17 protein-coding genes are annotated in these 20,670 nt (G+C 45.2%); 2 read left to right on the forward strand and 15 right to left on the reverse strand.

The genetic code is table 11. The annotated features are described in order from the left end of the window. Positions 1–29 precede the first annotated feature (29 nt). From W293_RS0101545 to epmB, 5 genes are all read right to left on the reverse strand, one after another. Positions 30–1,058 (reverse strand): AAA family ATPase, encoded by a 1,029-nt coding sequence (locus tag W293_RS0101545; protein WP_037025906.1) that lies wholly within the window; start codon positions 1,056–1,058, stop codon positions 30–32. Between the two features lie 46 nt (positions 1,059–1,104). Continuing rightward, positions 1,105–1,566: a c-type cytochrome gene (locus tag W293_RS0101550; RefSeq protein WP_025650778.1), complete on the reverse strand. Its 462-nt coding sequence runs from the start codon at positions 1,564–1,566 to the stop codon at positions 1,105–1,107. Positions 1,567–1,943: 377 nt separating this feature from the next. Next, positions 1,944–4,037 carry an EAL domain-containing protein gene (locus tag W293_RS0101555; RefSeq protein ID WP_025650779.1) on the reverse strand — a complete coding sequence of 698 codons (2,094 nt, stop codon included), beginning with the start codon at positions 4,035–4,037 and terminating at the stop codon, positions 1,944–1,946. Positions 4,038–4,391: 354 nt separating this feature from the next. Next, complete coding sequence (locus W293_RS0101560) at positions 4,392–6,209, reverse strand: hypothetical protein (RefSeq protein ID WP_025650780.1); 1,818 nt, start codon at positions 6,207–6,209, stop codon at positions 4,392–4,394. A 154-nt stretch (positions 6,210–6,363) separates the two neighbouring features. Next, complete coding sequence (gene epmB / locus W293_RS0101565) at positions 6,364–7,371, reverse strand: EF-P beta-lysylation protein EpmB (protein ID WP_025650781.1); 1,008 nt, start codon at positions 7,369–7,371, stop codon at positions 6,364–6,366. 165 nt (positions 7,372–7,536) lie between these two features. Here epmB and efp point away from each other — a divergent pair, with 165 nt between their 5' ends. Beyond that, positions 7,537–8,109: an elongation factor P gene (gene efp, locus W293_RS0101570; RefSeq protein WP_025650782.1), complete on the forward strand. Its 573-nt coding sequence runs from the start codon at positions 7,537–7,539 to the stop codon at positions 8,107–8,109. 285 nt (positions 8,110–8,394) lie between these two features. Here efp and W293_RS0101575 read toward each other — a convergent pair whose 3' ends face one another. The 10 genes from W293_RS0101575 to W293_RS0101620 form a co-directional block, all read right to left on the reverse strand. Next, on the reverse strand, positions 8,395–10,212 hold the full coding sequence (locus tag W293_RS0101575; RefSeq protein ID WP_227502378.1) for an ATP-binding protein: 1,818 nt from the start codon (positions 10,210–10,212) through the stop codon (positions 8,395–8,397). A gap of 21 nt (positions 10,213–10,233) precedes the next feature. After that, entirely contained in the window at positions 10,234–11,103 is an 870-nt protein-coding gene (locus W293_RS0101580) for a ThiF family adenylyltransferase (protein ID WP_025650784.1), read from the reverse strand. Between the two features lie 117 nt (positions 11,104–11,220). Beyond that, positions 11,221–12,261 carry a TatD family hydrolase gene (locus W293_RS0101585; protein WP_051395140.1) on the reverse strand — a complete coding sequence of 347 codons (1,041 nt, stop codon included), beginning with the start codon at positions 12,259–12,261 and terminating at the stop codon, positions 11,221–11,223. 426 nt (positions 12,262–12,687) lie between these two features. After that, the gene (gene gspD, locus W293_RS0101590) at positions 12,688–14,958 is read right to left on the reverse strand and encodes a type II secretion system secretin GspD (protein ID WP_037025903.1); all 2,271 of its coding nucleotides are present in this window, start codon (positions 14,956–14,958) and stop codon (positions 12,688–12,690) included. 155 nt (positions 14,959–15,113) lie between these two features. After that, positions 15,114–16,010, reverse strand: coding sequence for a type II secretion system protein N (locus tag W293_RS0101595; protein WP_025650787.1), 897 nt, complete (start codon positions 16,008–16,010; stop codon positions 15,114–15,116). Further along, positions 16,011–16,826 carry a type II secretion system protein N gene (gene gspN, locus W293_RS0101600; protein WP_025650788.1) on the reverse strand — a complete coding sequence of 272 codons (816 nt, stop codon included), beginning with the start codon at positions 16,824–16,826 and terminating at the stop codon, positions 16,011–16,013. Positions 16,827–17,151: 325 nt separating this feature from the next. Continuing rightward, positions 17,152–17,475 carry an H-NS family nucleoid-associated regulatory protein gene (locus W293_RS0101605; protein ID WP_025650789.1) on the reverse strand — a complete coding sequence of 108 codons (324 nt, stop codon included), beginning with the start codon at positions 17,473–17,475 and terminating at the stop codon, positions 17,152–17,154. Between the two features lie 558 nt (positions 17,476–18,033). Continuing rightward, positions 18,034–18,471 (reverse strand): BLUF domain-containing protein, encoded by a 438-nt coding sequence (locus tag W293_RS0101610; protein ID WP_025650790.1) that lies wholly within the window; start codon positions 18,469–18,471, stop codon positions 18,034–18,036. A gap of 66 nt (positions 18,472–18,537) precedes the next feature. Next, entirely contained in the window at positions 18,538–19,056 is a 519-nt protein-coding gene (locus tag W293_RS0101615) for a BLUF domain-containing protein (RefSeq protein ID WP_025650791.1), read from the reverse strand. Between the two features lie 75 nt (positions 19,057–19,131). Further along, complete coding sequence (locus W293_RS0101620; protein ID WP_025650792.1) at positions 19,132–19,821, reverse strand: hypothetical protein; 690 nt, start codon at positions 19,819–19,821, stop codon at positions 19,132–19,134. A 361-nt stretch (positions 19,822–20,182) separates the two neighbouring features. Here W293_RS0101620 and W293_RS0101625 point away from each other — a divergent pair, with 361 nt between their 5' ends. Further along, entirely contained in the window at positions 20,183–20,533 is a 351-nt protein-coding gene (locus W293_RS0101625; RefSeq protein ID WP_025650793.1) for an IS630 transposase-related protein, read from the forward strand. Positions 20,534–20,670: the final 137 nt, after the last annotated feature.

A 20,670-nucleotide genomic window follows, 5' to 3' on the forward strand; every position in this document is an offset into this window, starting at 1 on the left:
AAATAAGCATGCGATTAAATAACGGACTCTTAAACAACAACCGCTACGTCTGCCAAAATGCGTTGGGCGATGGTCTGCGTCGCTTGTCCTCCCGTCACATGCGCGGGTACAAAACGCTGACCGAGACGGTGATCAGTGACGGCGGCAAACACCGCTTGAATGTCTTCAGGCGTCATCTCCATATGCCCCGATACATAGGCATAGGCTTGTGCGGCACGCTGTAGCGACAGCACGCCACGTGGTGATAAGCCATGATACTCTTGGCTTGATCGTGTTTTTGCCACCAGTCTTTGTAGATAGTCCAAGACCACATCCGCGACATATACTTGCTTGACGCCTTGCTGCGCTAACAAGACCGCCTCGGTATCAAGTACCGCAGACAACTCTTTTAGTAACTCACGGCGATCCTGACCTTTTAAAAGCTCACGCTCTGCGGCAGGTGATGGATAGCCAAGCGACAAGCATAGCAAGAATCGATCTAGCTGCGATTCAGGGAGTGGATAGACGCCTGCTTGCTGCAAAGGGTTTTGAGTTGCAATCACAAAGAACGGTTGCGGCAATGGATAGCTTTGTCCATCTTGGGTCACTTGCCGCTCTTCCATCGCCTCTAGTAGCGCACTTTGGGTCTTAGGGCTAGAGCGATTAATCTCATCAGCGAGTAACAGTTGAGTAAAGATAGGCCCTGAGCGAAACTCAAATTGCTGTTTACTTTGGTCATAAATGCTCATCCCTAGGATATCTGCTGGCAGCATATCATTGGTAAATTGCACACGGCTAAAGCTCAGACCAAGCAACTGCGCCAAGCCTTGTGCCAAAGTGGTCTTGCCCATACCCGGTATATCTTGCAACAATAGATGACCACCTGCCAATATACCGCTGAGCGCAAGCTTAACGGCTTGCGGCTTATCTAACACAATTTGATTTAATTGCGCCATAAGCTGGGCAATTTTTTGCTGATTGCGACGATAGTCGGCAGTGCTAAAGGTCGGCTTATCAGTCACCTCTGCTGCTGCTTGACGTGGTGTTGTAATGGCACTATTGATGGCTGCGTGGGTCATAGTCAATTATTGGCTCGTTTTTTGAATAGTAAGTATAAATCAGAGATTACTTTGACTCATCTGCAACTATCGGCGCGGCGGCGCGCAGCGTTGACAGATAAGCAATCACATCCGCACGCTCTTGTGCATCTGGCATCGGGTCTGATAGCATCTTTGAGTTTGGCATGGCTTTTTCCGCATCTGCAATATAAGGGTCGAGCGTTGCTGCATCCCATACCCAACCTGAGTTTTTTAGCCCGTCACTATAGGTATAATCTGCTAACTCTGCAGCGGGCGCGCCATATATATTCATCAACTGCGGGCCTTTTTTATTGAGTCCAGCATTCCTCTGATGGCATTGGCCACAAGCGTCTTGATAAATTAGAGCACCATTATCGGCATCACCTTCAGTATATATTGGCAGCGTGACAGGCGCGCGATAATCAGGTGGGATACTTTCCCCGCAGGCGGTGAGTAGCAGAACAGCGGAAAAAATACCGCTCAATATTGATGTATTGATGATAGACATTTTTGGCAATCTTTAGTTGAGGAGCGCCAGCTATGTGAGACAACAGGCATAGTGCATTGAAAAACCATGTAGAAAGCAACATCAGGCGGCACACATAGATAGCTGTTTAAAAATAGAGCGCAATTTATCGGCAGCTAAACCAATAAATCACGCTTAAGAAACGTCTAGGATTATAACTTTATAATCACACATGAGATTAGGGCGTGTCCTCATTTTAAAAATGGTCGTAAAAATGAGATAAATTGCCGTCAAATGAGAAAAATAGCGCAAATAATATCGGGATATTATTCAGCTATTTGACGATATTTGGCAAAATTTAGTCATTTTTAGCCCAGTTAGATACAAGCGCTTGAATTGAGGACACGCCCTAGGTTCTCTTATGTGCCACTAGCAACTTTCATTGTACTGCTTGGCTCTTCCAAATAATACCCTTGCAGGTAACGCGCACCCACACTCCAAGCGACAGACATGGTTGCCGCCTCTTCAATGTAAGGCATCAACACATCAATATTAACCGTATTGGTACGTACGATTAGTGATTTAACGGCTTCTAAATTATCTGCAGAGTCGATATCTTGTACATAACTGCGGGCCAAACGCACCACATCTGGCTGCACAAAGCTGGCAATCTCAATAGACTTAGTAGATGAGCCGAAGTTATTGACGCCAAGCTGACAGCTCACTTTATTAAGGGCCTCAAACTGAGATTTGGCGACTGTTAAATGATCGGCAATATCTTTTTCGTTGAACTGTAGCGTTAACACTCCTGCCGCACCGCCAACCGCATTAATCAGCTGACTGGCGACATTGGGCAGCTTTTTATCCACCAGCGAAGCACTGGTCAATTGTACCAGTAGTCGCGCCTCAGGATGGGTTTTACGTACATCGTTTATTTTTTTGCAGGCATTGATCAGCACCCAGCGATCTATTTTTTCTAACAGTTGATGCGTCTTTGCAACCGCCATAAATTGATCAGGGGTCAATACTGTATTGTCAGCATCTGCCAATGGCAAACGCAGATAGACTTCAAAAAAGTCACTACGATCATGATTGATGTCATATATCGCTTGGAATGATAGCTCAAAGCGATTATTGGCAATGGCATCGACTAAAGACTCCGCCAGCGCATGGTCATCACTATTGGCATGTTCGCTTGGATCATATAGATGATAAGTACCACCGTTATTGGAGGTCTCGGTCATAATCTGGGCGATGGCATCCATCGCTCGCTCGAGTACTATTTTAGGCTCAGCAGTATTTCTTTCGATTTTGACAATACCAATACTCGCCGTCGTGCTGGTCGTGCGCTTATCGACTTCAATAAGCATGCCACTAATCCGTAGGCCAATATGCTCCGCAAGCTTTTCGAGATCGTCGGTGGTCTGGTTTTCTACTAGTATCGTAAATGCTGTGTCACTAAAGCGGCTCACATAGCCTTCTGGCACCAGCTCATCTAAAGCATAAGCGACCTGTCTGACTGTCGTATCGACACCTTGCAAACCCAAGCTACTTCTGATCTTACCAATGTTATCGAGCTGAACATACAACAGCCCAGCAGTCAGAGTACCAGCCAACGCTTGCTGGTGTAATATCGCCAACTGCTCTTCAAAACCACGACGGTTATTGATGCCTGTCAAGCTGTCCTTACGCTCAGCTTCTGCCAAGCGCTTAGCAACCTCAGCACTATTACTGTTATTTTGTTGAATAATAATCTGGGTAACCGGCTCACTATCCAAGGTAGCTGCTGCCAGCTGTAATTTTGCCTCAAAGGTACTGCCATCCGTACGCAGACTCTCAAACTTGAACTCGACTTCGTCACGGCTCCCTTTATCAAACTGCCGCAAAAACTGCTTAAAGGCTTTGATGTTATCACCGCCTGCGATCAAGTCAATAACCGGTACGCCAATGATATCGTTCATTGAGTCAAAACCGAATAGCTGAAGATAAGGGTCATTGGCAAAGATATGAATCCCTTGATCAAGGTAGGCAACCGCACTTTTAGAGTTTTTGATCAAGATATTAGCGCGCTGCTCTGCTTCAGATAACACGTGACGCAAGGCTTTAAGCTGATGACGACTCCGCAAATTACCATGCTGTAAACAGATGGCCATCACTACCGCTGTCTCTTGGTCTGCCCTAAGCGCCTTAACCATCGTGCTATTCATGACCGCAGGCAAACCTTCCTCGTTATGGGCAGTCGCAGCCATCTCCGCACTCATCAAGCATATCATCGGCAAGTCAATGCTTTGCTCTTGTACGATACCCACAACGTCGGTAAAGCCCATATCATAGGCTTGCCCAAAGACTAAGACATCCCACGGCTGGCGTAGCGATTTGAGCAGTTCTTCCTTGTCATCCAAAAAGCCTAGGTTGACGCTGTCATAATAAGAATCTAGCAAATCCACTAGGCGCTCAGCATAGAGCTGATCGTCATCGATAACTAATAGATTTAAGACGGACTGAGTACGCATAGGAGGCCTTTTGAATCTTATGATCGTATTTATTTTTATCGCTTAACTTCGATACCTCGCCCTTTTATCAATATTTAGATAGCGCGGCAAATAGATAAGCACTATTCGGGTTCGGTTCGGGCGGTACTGACAATACTGGTTTATTGATATGATCTAGGCTGACTGGCTTAGTAGACATATCTTACCTATCAAACTTAAGCCATGGTATCCGTCATTATAGACAATAATTTGACCGACTGCAGCTTAACTTATTACTCATACCGTCAGATAAAGTGGTTATACCTGCACCTTCGCCATGTAACCATCTACACTTATATCCATGCTGGTATTTAGGACACGCCCTAATTGAGCAGATTACAATTGTACTACTTCATATTGGCTAAACTCATCGGTAACCAGTAAAGGATTTAATAAGCGTAAGGATTTCTGTTTATTATTTAGGCGCATTATCACTCTATCACTGGTTTGAAAATGAGAGGTCGGCACGACTAAGCTACAAGTCGTCTGTAGCTGCTCATCACCAGCAATCATAAAAGCTGGCACAAAATGCTGACTGCGTGAGTCTCTGTCCTCTAGGCGCAGCCCACAAGAGATGAGCTTGTGACCGAGCACTTGCCATTCTACTTCTGGGTTTCGGGTATTAAGATTGAGCCAACGCACCACTCCCATCGACCAATCAGCTGCGGTCTTCGTCTCAGAACGGCATAATAAAAAGAGACTCATCATTTGCAACGGTGGCGGTGCAGTATCGCCAGGATGAATATCAGCATTAGTAGTATTGCTGTCCATCACTGCTACCATACTACTCGCTTCGCTACCGACTTTGCTCATTGTCGTTATCGTGGCGGTGCTTGGGGTTACAACCTTGTCTTCGGTAACAGCAGATATATCTTCAGGATTGATAATCAAGCGCAGCGTGCGAAAATGCGACAGGGCGTCCTTACTGTCGAAAGTCTCAACGGATAATAAGCCATTGGTCGTTTGTTTTTTTGGCACGGTATCATAGCGAGGTCGCTGCGCATCCGGCAGCTCTTTAGTACCAATCAAACTTATTAGACCTTGCGCATGGCTAGCATGATAGTGAATGTCATTAAATCCGGTCACCATTGTGGCGTTTTGCTTAGGACTATACTTGGTCGGTACGGTCAATTGCGGCTGAATATAACGATAGGTTAGCGCCATGGCCATCTTATCGAGCAAACAACACTCAACGCCTTCGCTACCCTCATTCATTAACGCTTGCCGGCGTGCTTTTAGATAGGTGACCACTGGTGCTAGCTCAATGAACAGACAGTCGTACTGGTTTTCGTAAGGATTGATATCAGAATGCGCGGTCAAATAAGTAGGTGGACTGTCACTATGCAAGTTAACGAAGACCCGCGTCTCAGTTTGCGGCTCTATGGTCGCAACGATTGGCTCAGCCCACTCAGGTAGCGAGCGCTGAACCAGCAGCATATTAGGCCGGCGCATGCCACGCACATTGAGTAAACTGTGCAGACATATTTGACAGTACAAGCGATGTATAGTTTCTGCACGATTGGTGACGACATGACCGCTCAGGTCAAGGGTAGCAGCATGGCGCTGATGGGCAAGATAATACAATCGATTGATTGCAGCCCATACATACGACGGTGGCTTTTGATAACAAAGCGCGTCTTCAATCAATAGCTTTTGGTACATGAGTAGCGTCTGGTAAATGGCAATAGCTAACCTAACGGGAGAAGACTTTTCGCCCGTGAAGTGGCGCTGCCAGCCACTACTTGCTGGGGGTTTTTGCTGATCTAGCAATGCTATTTCGCGGCGTATCACCCCGTCATAAGTTAAAACAATGAGATAGTATAAGGATTTTACTTGAGCAACATGAGCCAACTGCGCGTCACTTAGCGCTCCTGCTTCATAAATATAATACTGACGTAAAGCGGCGATCAGCCGATCAGCCGCTTCAAGGACGATAGTGATTAAGGTAAAGCGTTGCTGATCATCTACATCAGCCACCCTCAATTCCATGAGTACTTTTTCCAATTGCTCCGTTTGCTGCGCTTCTGTTTGCGATGGCATCAGCGCTACCCAGTTGCGTAGGTGCTGCTCTTGGCCGTCGGTCGATTTACCAGATGCTGCGGGTAACGCTGCAATCGACGCCAACTGCTGTTGAAAAACTGATAAAGTTATCATTACTATCCTTAGTCATTGCACAGTAACGGCTGTACAAGTTAGTAGCAAGCAGGTAGGTAAGCTTTAGCTATCGATTGGATATAATAACGGCTGCTTATGCACTTATTAGTCATTATTTGTCTGCTAATAGCGCTACTTTATCATAATGCAACTTTTAGACTTCATTGTAAATGTCAATCGGCACCTTAAACGGTCTATCTGGCAACTCTCTAACCAGCTTAGGTACTAGATAGCCGGGTAATGCTGCCAATAATGACCAGTAAAGCGCTATTGCTGACCGCTCGTCGCTATCGAAATGTGCCGCGCCTGCTACTTTATCCAATACGTGTAGATAATAAGGCAATACCCCAGCAGAGAATAAACGTTGACTTAAGGCAGTTTGAGCAGCCACGCTGTCATTGATACCTTTTAAAAGCACAGCTTGATTCAATAGCGTCACGCCAGCCGCCCGCGCCCGCTGCAAATATTCTGCTGTGAGCGTATCGATTTCATTGGCATGGTTACAGTGAATGACCATGACGATATGACAGCGACTTTGTGCTAGCCGCTCTAATAATGGCGCATCTAAACGCGCTGGAATCACAATTGGCAACCGAGTATGCAGCCGAATGGTGGTCAATTGCGGAATGGCCTCTAAAGTATCAAGCCAAGCAAACAGTCGTCTGTTGGTCACGTTTAAAGGATCGCCGCCACTTAAAATCACCTCATTAATGTCGGGATGGGCGGTAATATAATCGATGATGCTTTGTTTGGCATCGGCAGTGGGCATATTGGCACTGTAGTCAAAATGCTGGCGAAAGCAGTAACGACAGTGAATCGCACAAGCACCCGTAATCGTCAGCAGCACTCTGGATTGGTATTTATGCAATAAGCCTTTGGTTGGGTTATGAGCATTTTCCGCTAAAGGATCTGCCACATAGCCAGTCACTGCGATTTGCTCTTGTCGGTCGGGTAGCACTTGCTTTAATAAGGGATCATCGCTATCGCCGACGGTCATTTTTGCGACAAAAGCACGTGGCACGCGTAGCTCGAAATGCTCAGGCACATAAACCTCTGCGCGCCGCGATTCAAGCTTTAGGATACTAAGCAATTCATCGATGCTAGTAATGCCTTCGGATAATTGCGTTTGCCAGTTTTTTTGTGTGATTAAATGGTTTATCATGACAACCTAGTACCTGTGCCTAAAAGGCGTCATTATACGCCCTTAGTGAGTACCCTATCAAAGCATACCTGTCAGCCATCAATACTTGGTATGACGACAGCGCTTAGCACAGTCAGCTCCACACCCAAATACCGATCATATATTCGTAACCCTTAGGAGTTTCTTGTGGCAAGTTTTTCTACTAATGAATTTAAAGCCGGTCTCAAAGTCATGCTCGATGGCAATCCCTGTGCCATTCTCGAAAATGAGTTCGTCAAACCTGGTAAAGGACAAGCGTTTAACCGCGTTAAATTGCGCAATCTACGCAGTGGCAGAACGCTAGAGCAAACGTTTAAGTCAGGTGATAGCTTAGAAGCGGCAGATGTTATAGATACTGAAATGAACTATCTGTATAACGATGGTGAGTTTTGGCACTTTATGCATCCAGAAAGCTTTGAGCAGCTACAAGCGGACAAAACAGCCATTGGCGACGCGCAAAAATGGCTCAAAGAGAACAGCAATGCGCTTTGTACCATTACCTTATTCAATGGCGTGCCGTTATCAATCACCCCGCCTAACTTCGTTGAGTTGCAAATTACCGAAACCGATCCCGGCGTACGCGGCGATACATCAGGTGGCGGTGGCAAACCTGCCACGTTAGAGACGGGTGCGGTGGTACGTGTGCCATTATTCGTCCAGCAAGGTGAAGTCGTGCGTGTAGATACCCGTACTGGTGACTACCAAACCCGCGTGAGCTAATCGTTCAAATTGCTTGAGTAATACATAAAAAAAGCTTAACCATTATTAAATGGTTAAGCTTTTTTATTAGGGTCTGTTAAACATTCAAATGTGGCACGGGCGGTGGCCACAAAAAATTGATATGAGCAATAGCGTCGCGTTTTTAGGATGTTTTGACTATATCGTAAAAAATTTAGGATAAATGACTCAAGTTGCTTTAACTGTCGATATAGAAAGAAAAAGCCTATGTAGCCGATGGCAAGTCTAGCGAGGGAAATTCACAACCCTTACGTCTGTCTTATTCACTCAATCAGCTGACGATTGCTTATGCATTAGCCAATATTGCACCAAGGCATTTAACTGTTCTTGCTTAAAAGGCTTGGTGCAATAGTCCTGCATGCCCACATCAAGGTATTTTTGGCGCTCGCCATCCATCGCATTGGCAGTCAAGGCGATAATGGGTGGCAATACTTGAGGGTCATACAGCTCATGCAACTTAATGGTCGCCTGTACGCCATCCATAATCGGCATATGATGATCCATCAAAATGAGATCATAACGCTCAGGGTACAAAGCAAAAGCCTCAATCGCTTGCTGTCCATCGGTGACGTGGGTTACCGTATGGCCGCTATTACTCAAGGCTTTTTTGGCAATTGTCGCATTGACACTATCGTCTTCAACCAACAGTATGTGACCAGAACGCTCCTGACTCGGGGCGGTCATGGTAAAGTCGTTGGCAACTTGCCAATTTTCATACTGTTCCTCATCGATAGTAGCGAGCGGCAACAATACTGTGAAGGTTGTACCCTCACCGACCACACTATCGACGTCGATGCGCCCACCCATTAAATCCACCAGAGACTTACATACAGACAGCCCCAGACCCGTACCACCATAAAGACGATGGGTTGATTTATTGGCTTGATCATAGGCATCGAATATCGCGTCCAATGATTCAGGCTTAATACCGACACCCGTATCGGTGACCTCAATACATAGAGTCATGTTTTCGTAAGCAATACTCTCTTTGGTAATGTTCTCTTTAGTAATATTCTCTTCACCAATAATACCATCAGCAAACCCGCCATTGCTTTCATGTTTTTCAGCATTGTCATCGATACAATGGCAATTGGGCACGTGCTTGACATCGATACTGACTCGCCCACCTTCACGGGTGAACTTGATGGCATTATTGACAAGGTTGACCATGATTTGTTTAAGACGTACCGGATCGCCTTGCACATAAGGTGATAACGACTCAGTATAATGGTAATCTAAAATCAAGCCGCGCTGGCGAGCTTTGATCGCAAAAAGACTGACTACTTCATTGCATAAGGTGGACAGATTCATCGGAATGGTATCAATGGTCATTTTACCAGACTCAACTTTCGATAAGTCCAAGATACCGTTGATAATCGCTAGCAAATGCTCATTGGAGACTTTGATATTGTCCACATACTCTTGTTGTTCGTGACTAAGATCAGTCTCGCTAAGCATCTCTACCATGCCGATAATACCATTCATCGGTGTGCGTATTTCATGGCTCATATTGGCCAAAAAGTCCGACTTCATCTCGTTGGCATGTTTGGCGACCCGTTGTTTGTCTTGTAGTTGTAGCGCATCGGCTGCCATCATCGCGAACTGCGCCAATAATTGCGCTTGCTTATTATCAAAATCATCATGGGGTTTCATATCCATCAGACAAAAAGAGCCTAAACGGTACGTCTTATTGTCTTCATACATGATAATGGGCGCCCCGGCATAAAAGCGCAGGTACGGAGATTCTGTCACCAATGGATTTTGACTAAAGCGGCTGTCTTTTGTCAAATCCGCAACCACAAATACCTCGTCAGACAGCACGGTATAGTTGCAAATAGCCACTTGGCGCGTCGTCGTACATACCCCGCCAAGCCCGTGCACAGATTTTAGATACTGGGTTTCTTCATCCATAAAGGTAATGGTGACGACCGGCATATCAAAAAACAACTTGGCAAGTTCAGTCAGACGCGCAAAGGCAGGCTCATCATTGTTGTTGAGCACCTGATGTTTTTTGAGCTTATTAATGCGCTCTACTTCATCTGCGGCGACCGGGTAGCGGCGCTTAGGTGAGTTAGGTATCGTCAAAGTGGACTCCATTCATTAAAATCAGACGCCTGTCTGCTTTATCAATAATTGTAACGCTTCGCTCACCATCAGCATAGCCACAACCGATGTCACTACGACCGCTGAACCGTAACCGCCACAGTGTAAACCGCCCGTTTGACAGCTTTTATCGACGCGTGGTGGTTCTGTGGAATAAACGCATTTGATTCCAAATTTTTCTTTTAAAGCGCTGTTAATGCCTTTTTCATGACGCAGCTTATTGCGGAGCTTGGCGAGTAATGGATCTTGATAGCTATCACGCAAGTCACTCACCGTAATTTTGCTTGGGTCTATCTTACCACCCGCACCGCCTGCGCAAACCAATTTTAGTTTATTAAAACGGCAATGCAGGGCAATAGCAAGTTTGGCATTCATATCATCGACACAATCTAGCACGGCAATAGGATGACCTTGAGCAATGGCAGCCTTGGCTTCGTCACGGCTCGGCAGCAGTGCAGTGACATTATCAGTGGTGAGAAAATCATCAATTAAATTGACCGTGACCTTGGGGTTAATCTCAGCAATGCGCTGCGCCATCGCTGCAATTTTACTTTGACCAAAGGTGCTGTCCAGCGCTGGCAATTGCCGATTGACATTAGAAGCCACCAATACGTCTAAATCAATCAACGTAATAGTACCAACCGCAGTACGAGCCAGCGCTTCAGCTGCCCAAGAGCCAACACCTCCGATACCAATCACATACACATGCGCTGCCGCAAAAGTATCAACGGCTGAGCCGCCGTAGAGAGTTTTTGTCCCTTGGAAACGTCGCTCGTATTGCTCACTTGCGCTACCACTATCGTCATGAGCGACAGAATGCTCAACGGAATTAGGCTCTACAAACGACTGGTCAAATAATTTTGCTTCACTCATAACAGATTAAACGCTCTTTTGAGGGGTATATAATCAACGATAACTTATGTTGCTCTTATTTTATTCTGTACTATTTTACTTTTGGCGATATCATTTTACTTTGAACAACAGTAGCTTTTATGACTGCCTAGGATACAGCCATTGCGTGCGCAAGGCATCGCAACTATTTTGCCATAGTTGCTCAGCAAGACGAGCTGGTGGCACATCAAGTAACTCACTGAGACTGAGCAGCACCCATGGCAAATTGGCAGGAACATTCCTATTATGATCGGGCGCATCACCCCATTCATTATCAGGACTTTGTCCAAGCGCTGACTGATTATTGGTTGACGGATTGCTATCTGAGTGCTGGCACATGATGGGAGTCATATCCGGACAATCCGTCTCAATCACCAAACATTCAAGACCATAAGTATCAACTGCTGCTTGAATCGCCCGACGCAGTTTTTTGGCATTCGGATTGGTGACTTGTCCAGTGACCCCGAGCTTAAAGCCGAGTTTTACAAAGGCCTTTGCCTCTTGCTCACCACCACTAAAACTGTGAGCGACACCGCCCAACTTGTGCGCATCATAATCGTGCGCTTTTAATATCGCTAAGGCTTCAGCATGGGCTTTACGAATATGCAGCATGACGGGTAGCTGATGCGCCACTGCCATATCCAGTTGCGCCCTAAAAAACTGCTCTTGTTTGGCCAGCATATGCGGTTGCTTCATCTCGTCGGTAAAAGTATCCAAACCAATCTCACCGATTGCCAATGGGCACTGCTCAGTCAGCATCTTTGCCATACTCTGTAGATGAGCTTCTGTATGCTGCGTGATATAAAAAGGGTGTAGACCTAGAGCGATATGAGCCTCAGGAGACGAGTGGTTTTGATTGCCAGCCTCCGTTGCAACTGCTGGCGTCGCAATTGCCTGACTGTTCTCATTGACCTGAACTTGCTCGTTAATCAGGCGTTTAATATCATACAGACGTTCAAAATGCTCATATAAATAACCCACCAGCATAAGGTGGCGCACGCCTTGCTCACAGGCTTTTTTTACTTGTACCGCTCTATCGCTATCAAATACTGGCGCGTCAAAATGTGTATGCGTGTCAATCAGTGGCAAAGCAGCAGACGAACAATGAGGAGCGATATACGATGAATCAAGAGCAGTCATTAACAAATTCCAAATTTTATTATTATTAGCATTTTTTTAACGAAAATATTTATTATAAAATAAATAGTGAGAGCAGTTAATCTTTAGCATTTGAATTGTTATTCGTCTTATTCTTAGTGTCGTTCTGTAGGCTACTGTCTGCTCGTTGACTACTACGTCGCGGTATCAATAATAAAGCAGTAGCAACAGCGCCCAACATAAGCCATCTTTTTTTGTTTATACGCTGTGCCATTATGTCCGCCCCTCTGTTGCTTGTATATTTGCTAAATTGCCTTTGAATATTTTTTACTACGGTATATTTAAGTCCCCTAGTATACTGGGATATCGTAGTGGCTGTGTTTATCTGTGTTATGAATACGCAAGCTAATGTACGGTGTCATGTTTTTGATGACACCGTACCAAAGGATAATATGCGTGAGTTAGCGTTTAACGCTTGAGAGGATAAGTCGTGATACCGCTGTTAGGACTCTCTACTTTAGTAAATCCTTGCGAGGTAGCTTTTGGCGTTTGATCGCGCTTAGGTACGAGCGGATTCAGTGGCATCAGCTCGTAATCTGCACTGACATCCCCATTCCAGCCTTCCGTACCACTCAATGGCAATTGCTTAATCGTTCCATTCTTGTCGATGACCAGCTGTAAGACGCGCATTTGGTTATATTTACGCTCGGTCACACTCGCCACTGCACCGCCATCGCGTAGAATAGTCGGCTGTAAGAAGATGATTAAGTTGCTTTTTTGCGTGTTGTCATTGTCCGAGCGAAACAGGCGACCGATAACCGGCACATTGCCCAAGCCCGGCACTTTTTGTTGACGTGTGGTGGTGTTATCCCGCATCAAACCGCCCAGAGCGATGGTCTGTTGGTCGTCTGCTAAAATAGTGGTATTAATAAGGCTCTTATTGGTAATCAAACCACTGGCATTTCCCGTGCTACCGGGCACGACTGAAGACACTTCCTGCGACACCTCTAAACGCACCGTGCCATTGTCACCAATGTGTGGAATGACGTTCAGATTAATACCAATATCTTGGCGGTCGATAGTCTGAAATGGATTGGTTGAGGAGTTGCCACTGGTGGTGTAAGAGCCGGTAACAAAGGGCACGTTTTGACCGACTAAAATACTGGCTTTTTCATTGTCTAGTGTCAAAATCGATGGCATAGACAGCAGATTAGCACTGGTAGACGAATCAAGCGCTTGCAAGATAGCGCCATAAAACTGGGTATTGCCTTGACTGTCCTTACTGCTATCGCCAATTCCAATCAACGCACCAGCAATTGAGCCTGCCGCCGCGCTAATACTAGCAGCACCGCCCCCTGACAAAGCAGCTGCCGCAAGCGACGCTGCACTAGCACCAACGTTATTAAAGTTGACAACCCCGTAGCCACTGTTGGCGTTACCGAGTGCCCACTGCACCCCCAGTTGGGTGGCATCATCGCCCGATACTTCGACGATAGCAGCTTGAATGAGCACCTGCGCGCGGCGACTGTCTAGCTGATTGACGGCATCTTCTATCTCAAACATCAGCTCGGGCGCTGCATTCACGATGACCGCATTTTGGGTTTCGTCAGCGATGATACTGAAAGGTCGACCACCAACCCCAGTACCACCTGTACTCGTGCCACCAGTGCTAGCACTCGAGGTAGAGGCTGCTGCATTATTACCAATGCTGCTGTTGCCAAGAATATCATTGGCGCTATTATTTAATGATGAGCCGGTGCTACTTGCATCATTCAAAGATGCCGACTCTAACGTTGAGGTCGCGCCAGCGCTATTGATGGATTGATTGGCCAGTAAGCCACGCAGCATATCTGCAATATGACCAGCGCTGGCATACTTTAATCGAAAAACGCGCAAACCACTCAGACGTCTGGTAGGCGTGGTATCCAGCTGACTGACCATTTCTTGGACTTTGGCAATCATCTCAGGACTGCCTTTGACCAGCAGCCGATCACTGGACGTATCAGCAATGACTTTGAGCTGATTATTGCCGCCTTGTGCTTGCCCACTACCGGCACTCGCCACCAAAGCACTGATCAACTCCATCATACGCTCTGCATCGACATGGCGTAGCGGTATGACTTGCAAGCTGTCATTGACGTTGCTGTCCAAATCACGGATGAGCGCGGTTAATTGGTTTAAGCTATCCGCTCGATCCGACAATACCAAGGCATTAACACCCGGTACAGCAGCAGCATGAGCCGACTGCGGCATGAGCGGTCGTATGACTCCCAGAACCTCTGCCGCTTGAGTATTGGTTAAATAAATGACGCGCGTTGCCAGTGCTTCACCGACGCTATCACCACGTAAATCGACGGCGACTCCAGACTGCTTGGCGACATTATCCGGTACCAGTTTAACCGTCGTTCCAGAATCAATCGCGGCGATACCATTGACTTGCATCACGCTCAAAAACAGCTGATAAATCTCATCACGGGATAAGGCTTTATTGGAGATGACCGTCACATTGCCATTGATACGTGGATCAAGCACAAAGTTTTGATCGGTGATGGTCGCCACTTCATTAATAAAGGCTTTGATATCGGCATCTTGTAAGTTGACTTTCCAGCTCTCAGCATTAACGAGACCTGTACTGGCTGCCCATAGCGGCACGGCTAAGCAAAGAGGACGACATAGGCACATCAAGCGCTGTAAGGTATAGTGCAAAGGCGTAACTGAAAATTTATGAGAACTTACCATATTGATAATTACCTACAGTGATGTCGCTTAGTATGTACTGAATTTAGTATGACTGAGTATTGTCGGCTGGTGCGTTGCTAGCATAGCCCCAACCAGATAGTTATTAATTACTTAAAGCCGTTTTAATGACGAACGGTTTACTTAAAATCATTTGTCTAAAATTGCTGGCGAATCGTAATCACTTGATCGCCGCGCTTTACCTCTATTTGTGCTTCGCCCGCTTGCTGGACTTGTTGTAGGATACCAGCATCTTGGCTCGGGTTATTACCCACACTTTGACCATTGACCGTCAGCACCTGATCACCCGGCTCCAGTCCTAGGCGGTTGCGTAGTTTTGAGGGCATCGCCGCTGTCACCTGATAGTTTTCGCCTGAGGCCATAACGCCCATCCTGCTCAGATAACTGGCTGGGTTTTCTTGTAGTGCCGTGATGGCTTCATCAATAGCGGATTGCGGGCTACTCTCAGGAGTTGTCTCTGCTGTGGATTCAGTATTATCTGGTGCTGAGATTGAGGCGCTCGGCAAGGCATTAGTGTTTGGCAAACGCTGATTGCTGACGGCGCCTGCTAGCATATCGCTTTGGTCGAGTGGCATGGACTCTACCATTCTAATGACGGTTTGCTGATCACTGGCATCAGCAATGATGACGGCATTCCAATCGACGGCGATCAGAGTATAGTCACTGTCCTTTAGACTGTCACCAATGCGATAGTTTTTGACCTCACCATTGACATCTAACAGGGCTGACGACATGCTCTCTGGTATCGCGAGCAGAACCCCTTTCAAGCCAATATTAGGGGGTGGCTGTACCGCCGCCGCGATAGGAGCGGGATCGGCAAAAATAGCAAACAAACCACTGTAATCATCGCCGGATATATTCGCGCTTTGTAAAGGAGCAAGCGGCAATGCTGGTGCCAAAGGCGCAGCTAGCAACAACCACAATAGCCGTGCCGCCGTCCAGCACAGCCAAGCAATCGCCAATAATAACAGCCAACCAGCGCAGCGATTCAGAATATTAATAATAGGTTTTAAATTAGCGGTAACAGTAGACATTTAGCGCGTCCCCAAACCAGCTAACAAGGGCTGGCGCACACTGACGACAGGGGTATCTTGCGGAGCTTGTCCTTTATACTCAGGCATATTCTCCAACAAACGCTGGGTCAAGCTGACGTCTAGCATATTATCGCCATCGACATACAGATCCCCTAAACGCTTATCTTGATTGTTCAACAAATTAACGTGCAGCAGGTTTTTATCATTTTTTTGTTCCGTACTCAGCTCGGCACGCATCGCTGGCATGGTGATATAAAAAACCTTACCGCCACTAGGATAGCCCACTTCACCACCGACCCACGTCAACTGACCATCCGCCTCACTGAAACCATAGGACTTTTTATTGGAGTCATTATCCGAGCCAGTCTGGCGTTTTAGAGACACCGCATTGACTTGAATCGGCGTCTTGGGCAGCTGCCAATCGACCACACTGGTCAAGGTTTCCGCTGCAATCTTACCGCTCATATCATCAATCTGCCATGAGCTGGTACCCAGTTTTATTTGACCGTTCAATCTGGTCTGCTCTGTCGTGATATCGACGTCCGCACTCAACTTACCCAAGAATAGTTGCCAAGGCTGCCACGACCAATTCGCCGCACCAGTCAACGGCGTCGCTGACAACGGCAATTGCCAAATCGCTGAGCCTTGCCATAAGTTGCCCGACACGTGCTGCACATAAGGGCTATTGGGTGCATATTTTTCAAGTAGCCACGACGCAGGCATTTGCAATAAGGCAAATAGCGCAAATAATATAAACCCAAATAGCCACCACAACTTACGGGGACGCTTATGAGACGACGCAGAGACTTGGGCCACGGTTACATAACTCTTATATAAGGTAAAAACGTCATTATCATAACAAACAATAGCATACAGATGACAGAAAAAAAGCCAGTATCTTTTTACCAAATTACTGGCAACAAAGATACTGGCTTCTGTCTACTGATGTGCTGTTAGCTCAATCGCTATAACGACGTCATAAAAACAGCGTAGAAGACATATTGCTATATAGTTAAATCCACTACAAATCAGGTATGTCATCAGGCTCGTTCAGTCTACTGGTAGCACTGTTAATTGCCTTTCTTGCACCTAATGCGTGTCATCAATTAGCACATGGATACATTTAGTGGTCTTAAAATGGCTAAATAGCAAAATCTTCAAGCTTACGACCTGCTGCTAGCGCGTCAACCAACCACGTCGGCTTACGACCACGGCCCGTCCAAGTCTCTTCATTATTATCGGTGTTGCGATATTTGATGCTACGTTTTTTCTCTAACGTTTCACCAGCTTTTAAAATCTCTTCGATAGTGCTATTACTCTCTTCAGCGATTTTTTCAAACTGCATATAAGCATCATATAAACGCTGATGTTGCTTTTTGGCAATCAGCTGCTGGGCATTTTCGGTGATGGCACGTAGCTCATCTACGTTTAAGCTGTCTAAATCAATGGTGGTATTCTTATTCATAATAAACTCAACTTTAAGATAAGGGATATAAACTTAATAAATATAATTTTATCTACTAAGCACTAAAGATTGCTAATTCATAAATAAGTAATGATACGAACTTAATAGTCAATTCCGTTTCTTACTTATTAAAACAGTATTAGCCGTGGCATTAATAAGTACAGACAATATAAACAAAAACAGTAGTTATAACAATAGTAAATTAATCGTCTCTATAATAAGAAATAATTAATAACAAACTTAAGTCAATAATGTATCTTCTATAGCATTAGACAGAAGATCGATAATAATCCTATTGTGTGCCAAAACCTGCTAAAGAAAAATCTCGTAAACAGTACCCTGACAACACTAATAAATAAAAACCTCTTGGAGGCTATAGTTGATTCAGTTTAAAAGTAGTACAAGGCAACCGAGTGTAGATGTATATTTAATACTTCAAACGAGGTTAACGCAGTAATACTTTTATAGTGGAATGACTATATATAAAATTAACCCTTGAATGTTTATCATTTCATACTGCTCATTATTTTGATGTTAACGAGAAAATACCAAAACTGCCTAGGTGCGTCCTGCGCTAAGCTCACTCATCAAATCACGAGCGGATTCGGCACTTAATAAGTACGGATTGAAATCAATCGTCGTAGAGTATTTTAGATAAATTGCGGCATTGGCTTCGGTTGGAGAGGCATAGTTCATTGACCACTTAGCCCATTCTCGATGCTTCAGCTCGCGTGTTTCAATGACCTGTAAATCGTGATGACGCTGATCAGCAATAAGACCATATAATAAACGATTGATCTGCGCTCTCGGCCCTTCGACCGTTTGTAAAAAATAGTCTTTATTAAATGTCAGCATCCCCGTGATGCCATTGGCAGCGTTATTCGCTTGAGCTTGCTGCAAAATCTCATTAAAGTCTTTCGCCGATACGTCTGGGTTTGCACGGCTGGCGTAGGTCATGCTCATTAAGATGTGTGCATCTGAATTTGGTGAGGTCATATCTGTTCTCTTAGGCGGTGTAATGGGGACGTAGCACTTTTATATTAGCGCTTTTATAAACATCAATTAGCCAATAGCAAACCATGATTTCTTTTTAGCAGAAGCGTCTATTTCTTCTTGTTCTTGGAGCTCTGACAAGGTATCAATCAACATCATGATTTGGTTGGTACTCATAAGGTAGGGATTAAATTGAGTGCCCGTCGAAAACTTAAGCGCCAGCCCTTTATTCTCATCACTTGGTATAAGATATTTCATTGACCATTTATTCCAGCGACGCTGCTCGACTTCGCGGCATTCGATAATCTGTAAGACAGCATGTCGCTCGTCTTTTACAAGCTTGCGTAGTAGCTCGTTGATGACAGGTCTTGCCCCTTCAATGCTTTGAAGAAAGTAATTGTGATTGAATACCAATGCGCCCGTAATGCCATTACGCTCATTATTCTGCTGCGCCTGCGCTAGGATACGCGTGACTTCCCCATTAGGGTTGTCGTTGTTATAACGACTAATATAAGTCAAACGCAAGATAATATGCTCACCATGCAACATGTTTAACGTGTTTTTTTCTGACAGCTCAGCGACTTCCATAAGGCACTCCGATAAGTTATTGGTACTTTTTTACAGGCGACAGCCAAATGCAGCGCTGCGATGAAAGGGGTAAATTTAAGATTTAATTTTTTTGGCAAACTCGCCCACACCGCGTGATAGGCTGCCACTGGTAGAGCGCTGAATCTTCTGTGTGAGAGCCAATAATTGCGAGGCATCAGTACACTGCTCCAGATTTAGCAGGTAACCCCACGCATCCTCAGGCGCTGCATTTTTTTCGATATAAGTCGCTAGTTCCGACTTTAAGGTTTCAAAATCCACATCAGCGGCTTTGCGCTTAAAGTAGCTAGCAAACGGTACGGTTTTGTCTGACTTATCATTAAAGGTCGCGTCAAACTCAGCGGCATTATCACTCTGCGATGGCATTGGTTCAGGCTGCAATGCTTTGTTGTCTTCATTAGCCAGCGTTGGGGGCGGTGCTATAGGCGGCATCGTAGGTGGCGATGCCGCTACTTGTGGCTCAGCGGATTGAGGCGGCGCATAAGATTGGCTAGAAGCGCTGGCGTTATCCCCTACTATCAGCTCGATACATTGGAATTCTTGCAGCAGCTCAAACAACGGTGCTATCCCACCAAACTCAGCGAACATCTTACTGTTATCAAGCGAATCTAAATAATGTTGATAGGTTTTTTTGCCATCAATCATGATCAGCAATGTTCTCGCTTCTCGCGGCAACACGCCCAAACTTTGCGTCTTAATTTCTTCTCGACCCAAATCACTTTTTCGAAACACATCACTACTATTCATCTGATAAACCTAACGCTGATACTTAAGCAAACACGATAATAATACAGTGCCACCTAAATAAGACTTGATACTTTGGGCTATAAATCTGCCCTACCTTGAGCTTTTGAATATTTCTTACAAACTATTTATTTTTTTAAAGTATCTAAATATTAATCTTTACTGGATTATTCATGTTTTTGATTATATCAACACATTTAATAAAGCGTTAGCATTAGTGAAATTCAATAGAACGAACGGTTGATATAAGATATAAATGGTCATTTGAATAAATTTCATATAAAAATTCATCAGAATAATATAGTCAATCCCACCTAAAAGTGTTATAAACTAACTATCAAATTCAATTGTTATTATAAAGACCATGACTTACTCGCTAGATTTTCGCAAACAAGTACTAAAAAGCTTAGATGATGGTATGACCTTTGCCGAGGCAGCTGAATTCTATAATCTCAGCCCAACCACCATACAGAACTGGAAGAGACGTGTTCATAGCAAAACAACCAGGCAAACCAAACCCTATAAAATACCAGATGATGTGCTACTTAATGATGTCAAAGAACATCCTGATGATTACCAGTATGAGCGAGCACGTCGTCTAAACTGTAGTAAAACAGGCATTCATCATGCCCTAAAGCGTCTAGGCATCAGTCAAAAAAAAGACTTTAGAACATCCAAAAGCCTGTCCGATCAAAAGAGCGATATATCAGAATAAGCTTGAGCACTTTAAGCAGCAAGGCTACCCCATTGTATATATGGACGAAAGCGGCTTTGAGCACGAGACCATTCGCTCTCATGGCTATGCACCGATTGGTGAGCCTTGTATCGATAGCTACAACTGGCAAGGTAAAA

Origin of the sequence: Psychrobacter sp. TB67, assembly GCF_000511065.1 — a bacterium.
In the GTDB taxonomy this organism is placed as follows: Bacteria; Pseudomonadota; Gammaproteobacteria; order Pseudomonadales; family Moraxellaceae; genus Psychrobacter; species Psychrobacter okhotskensis.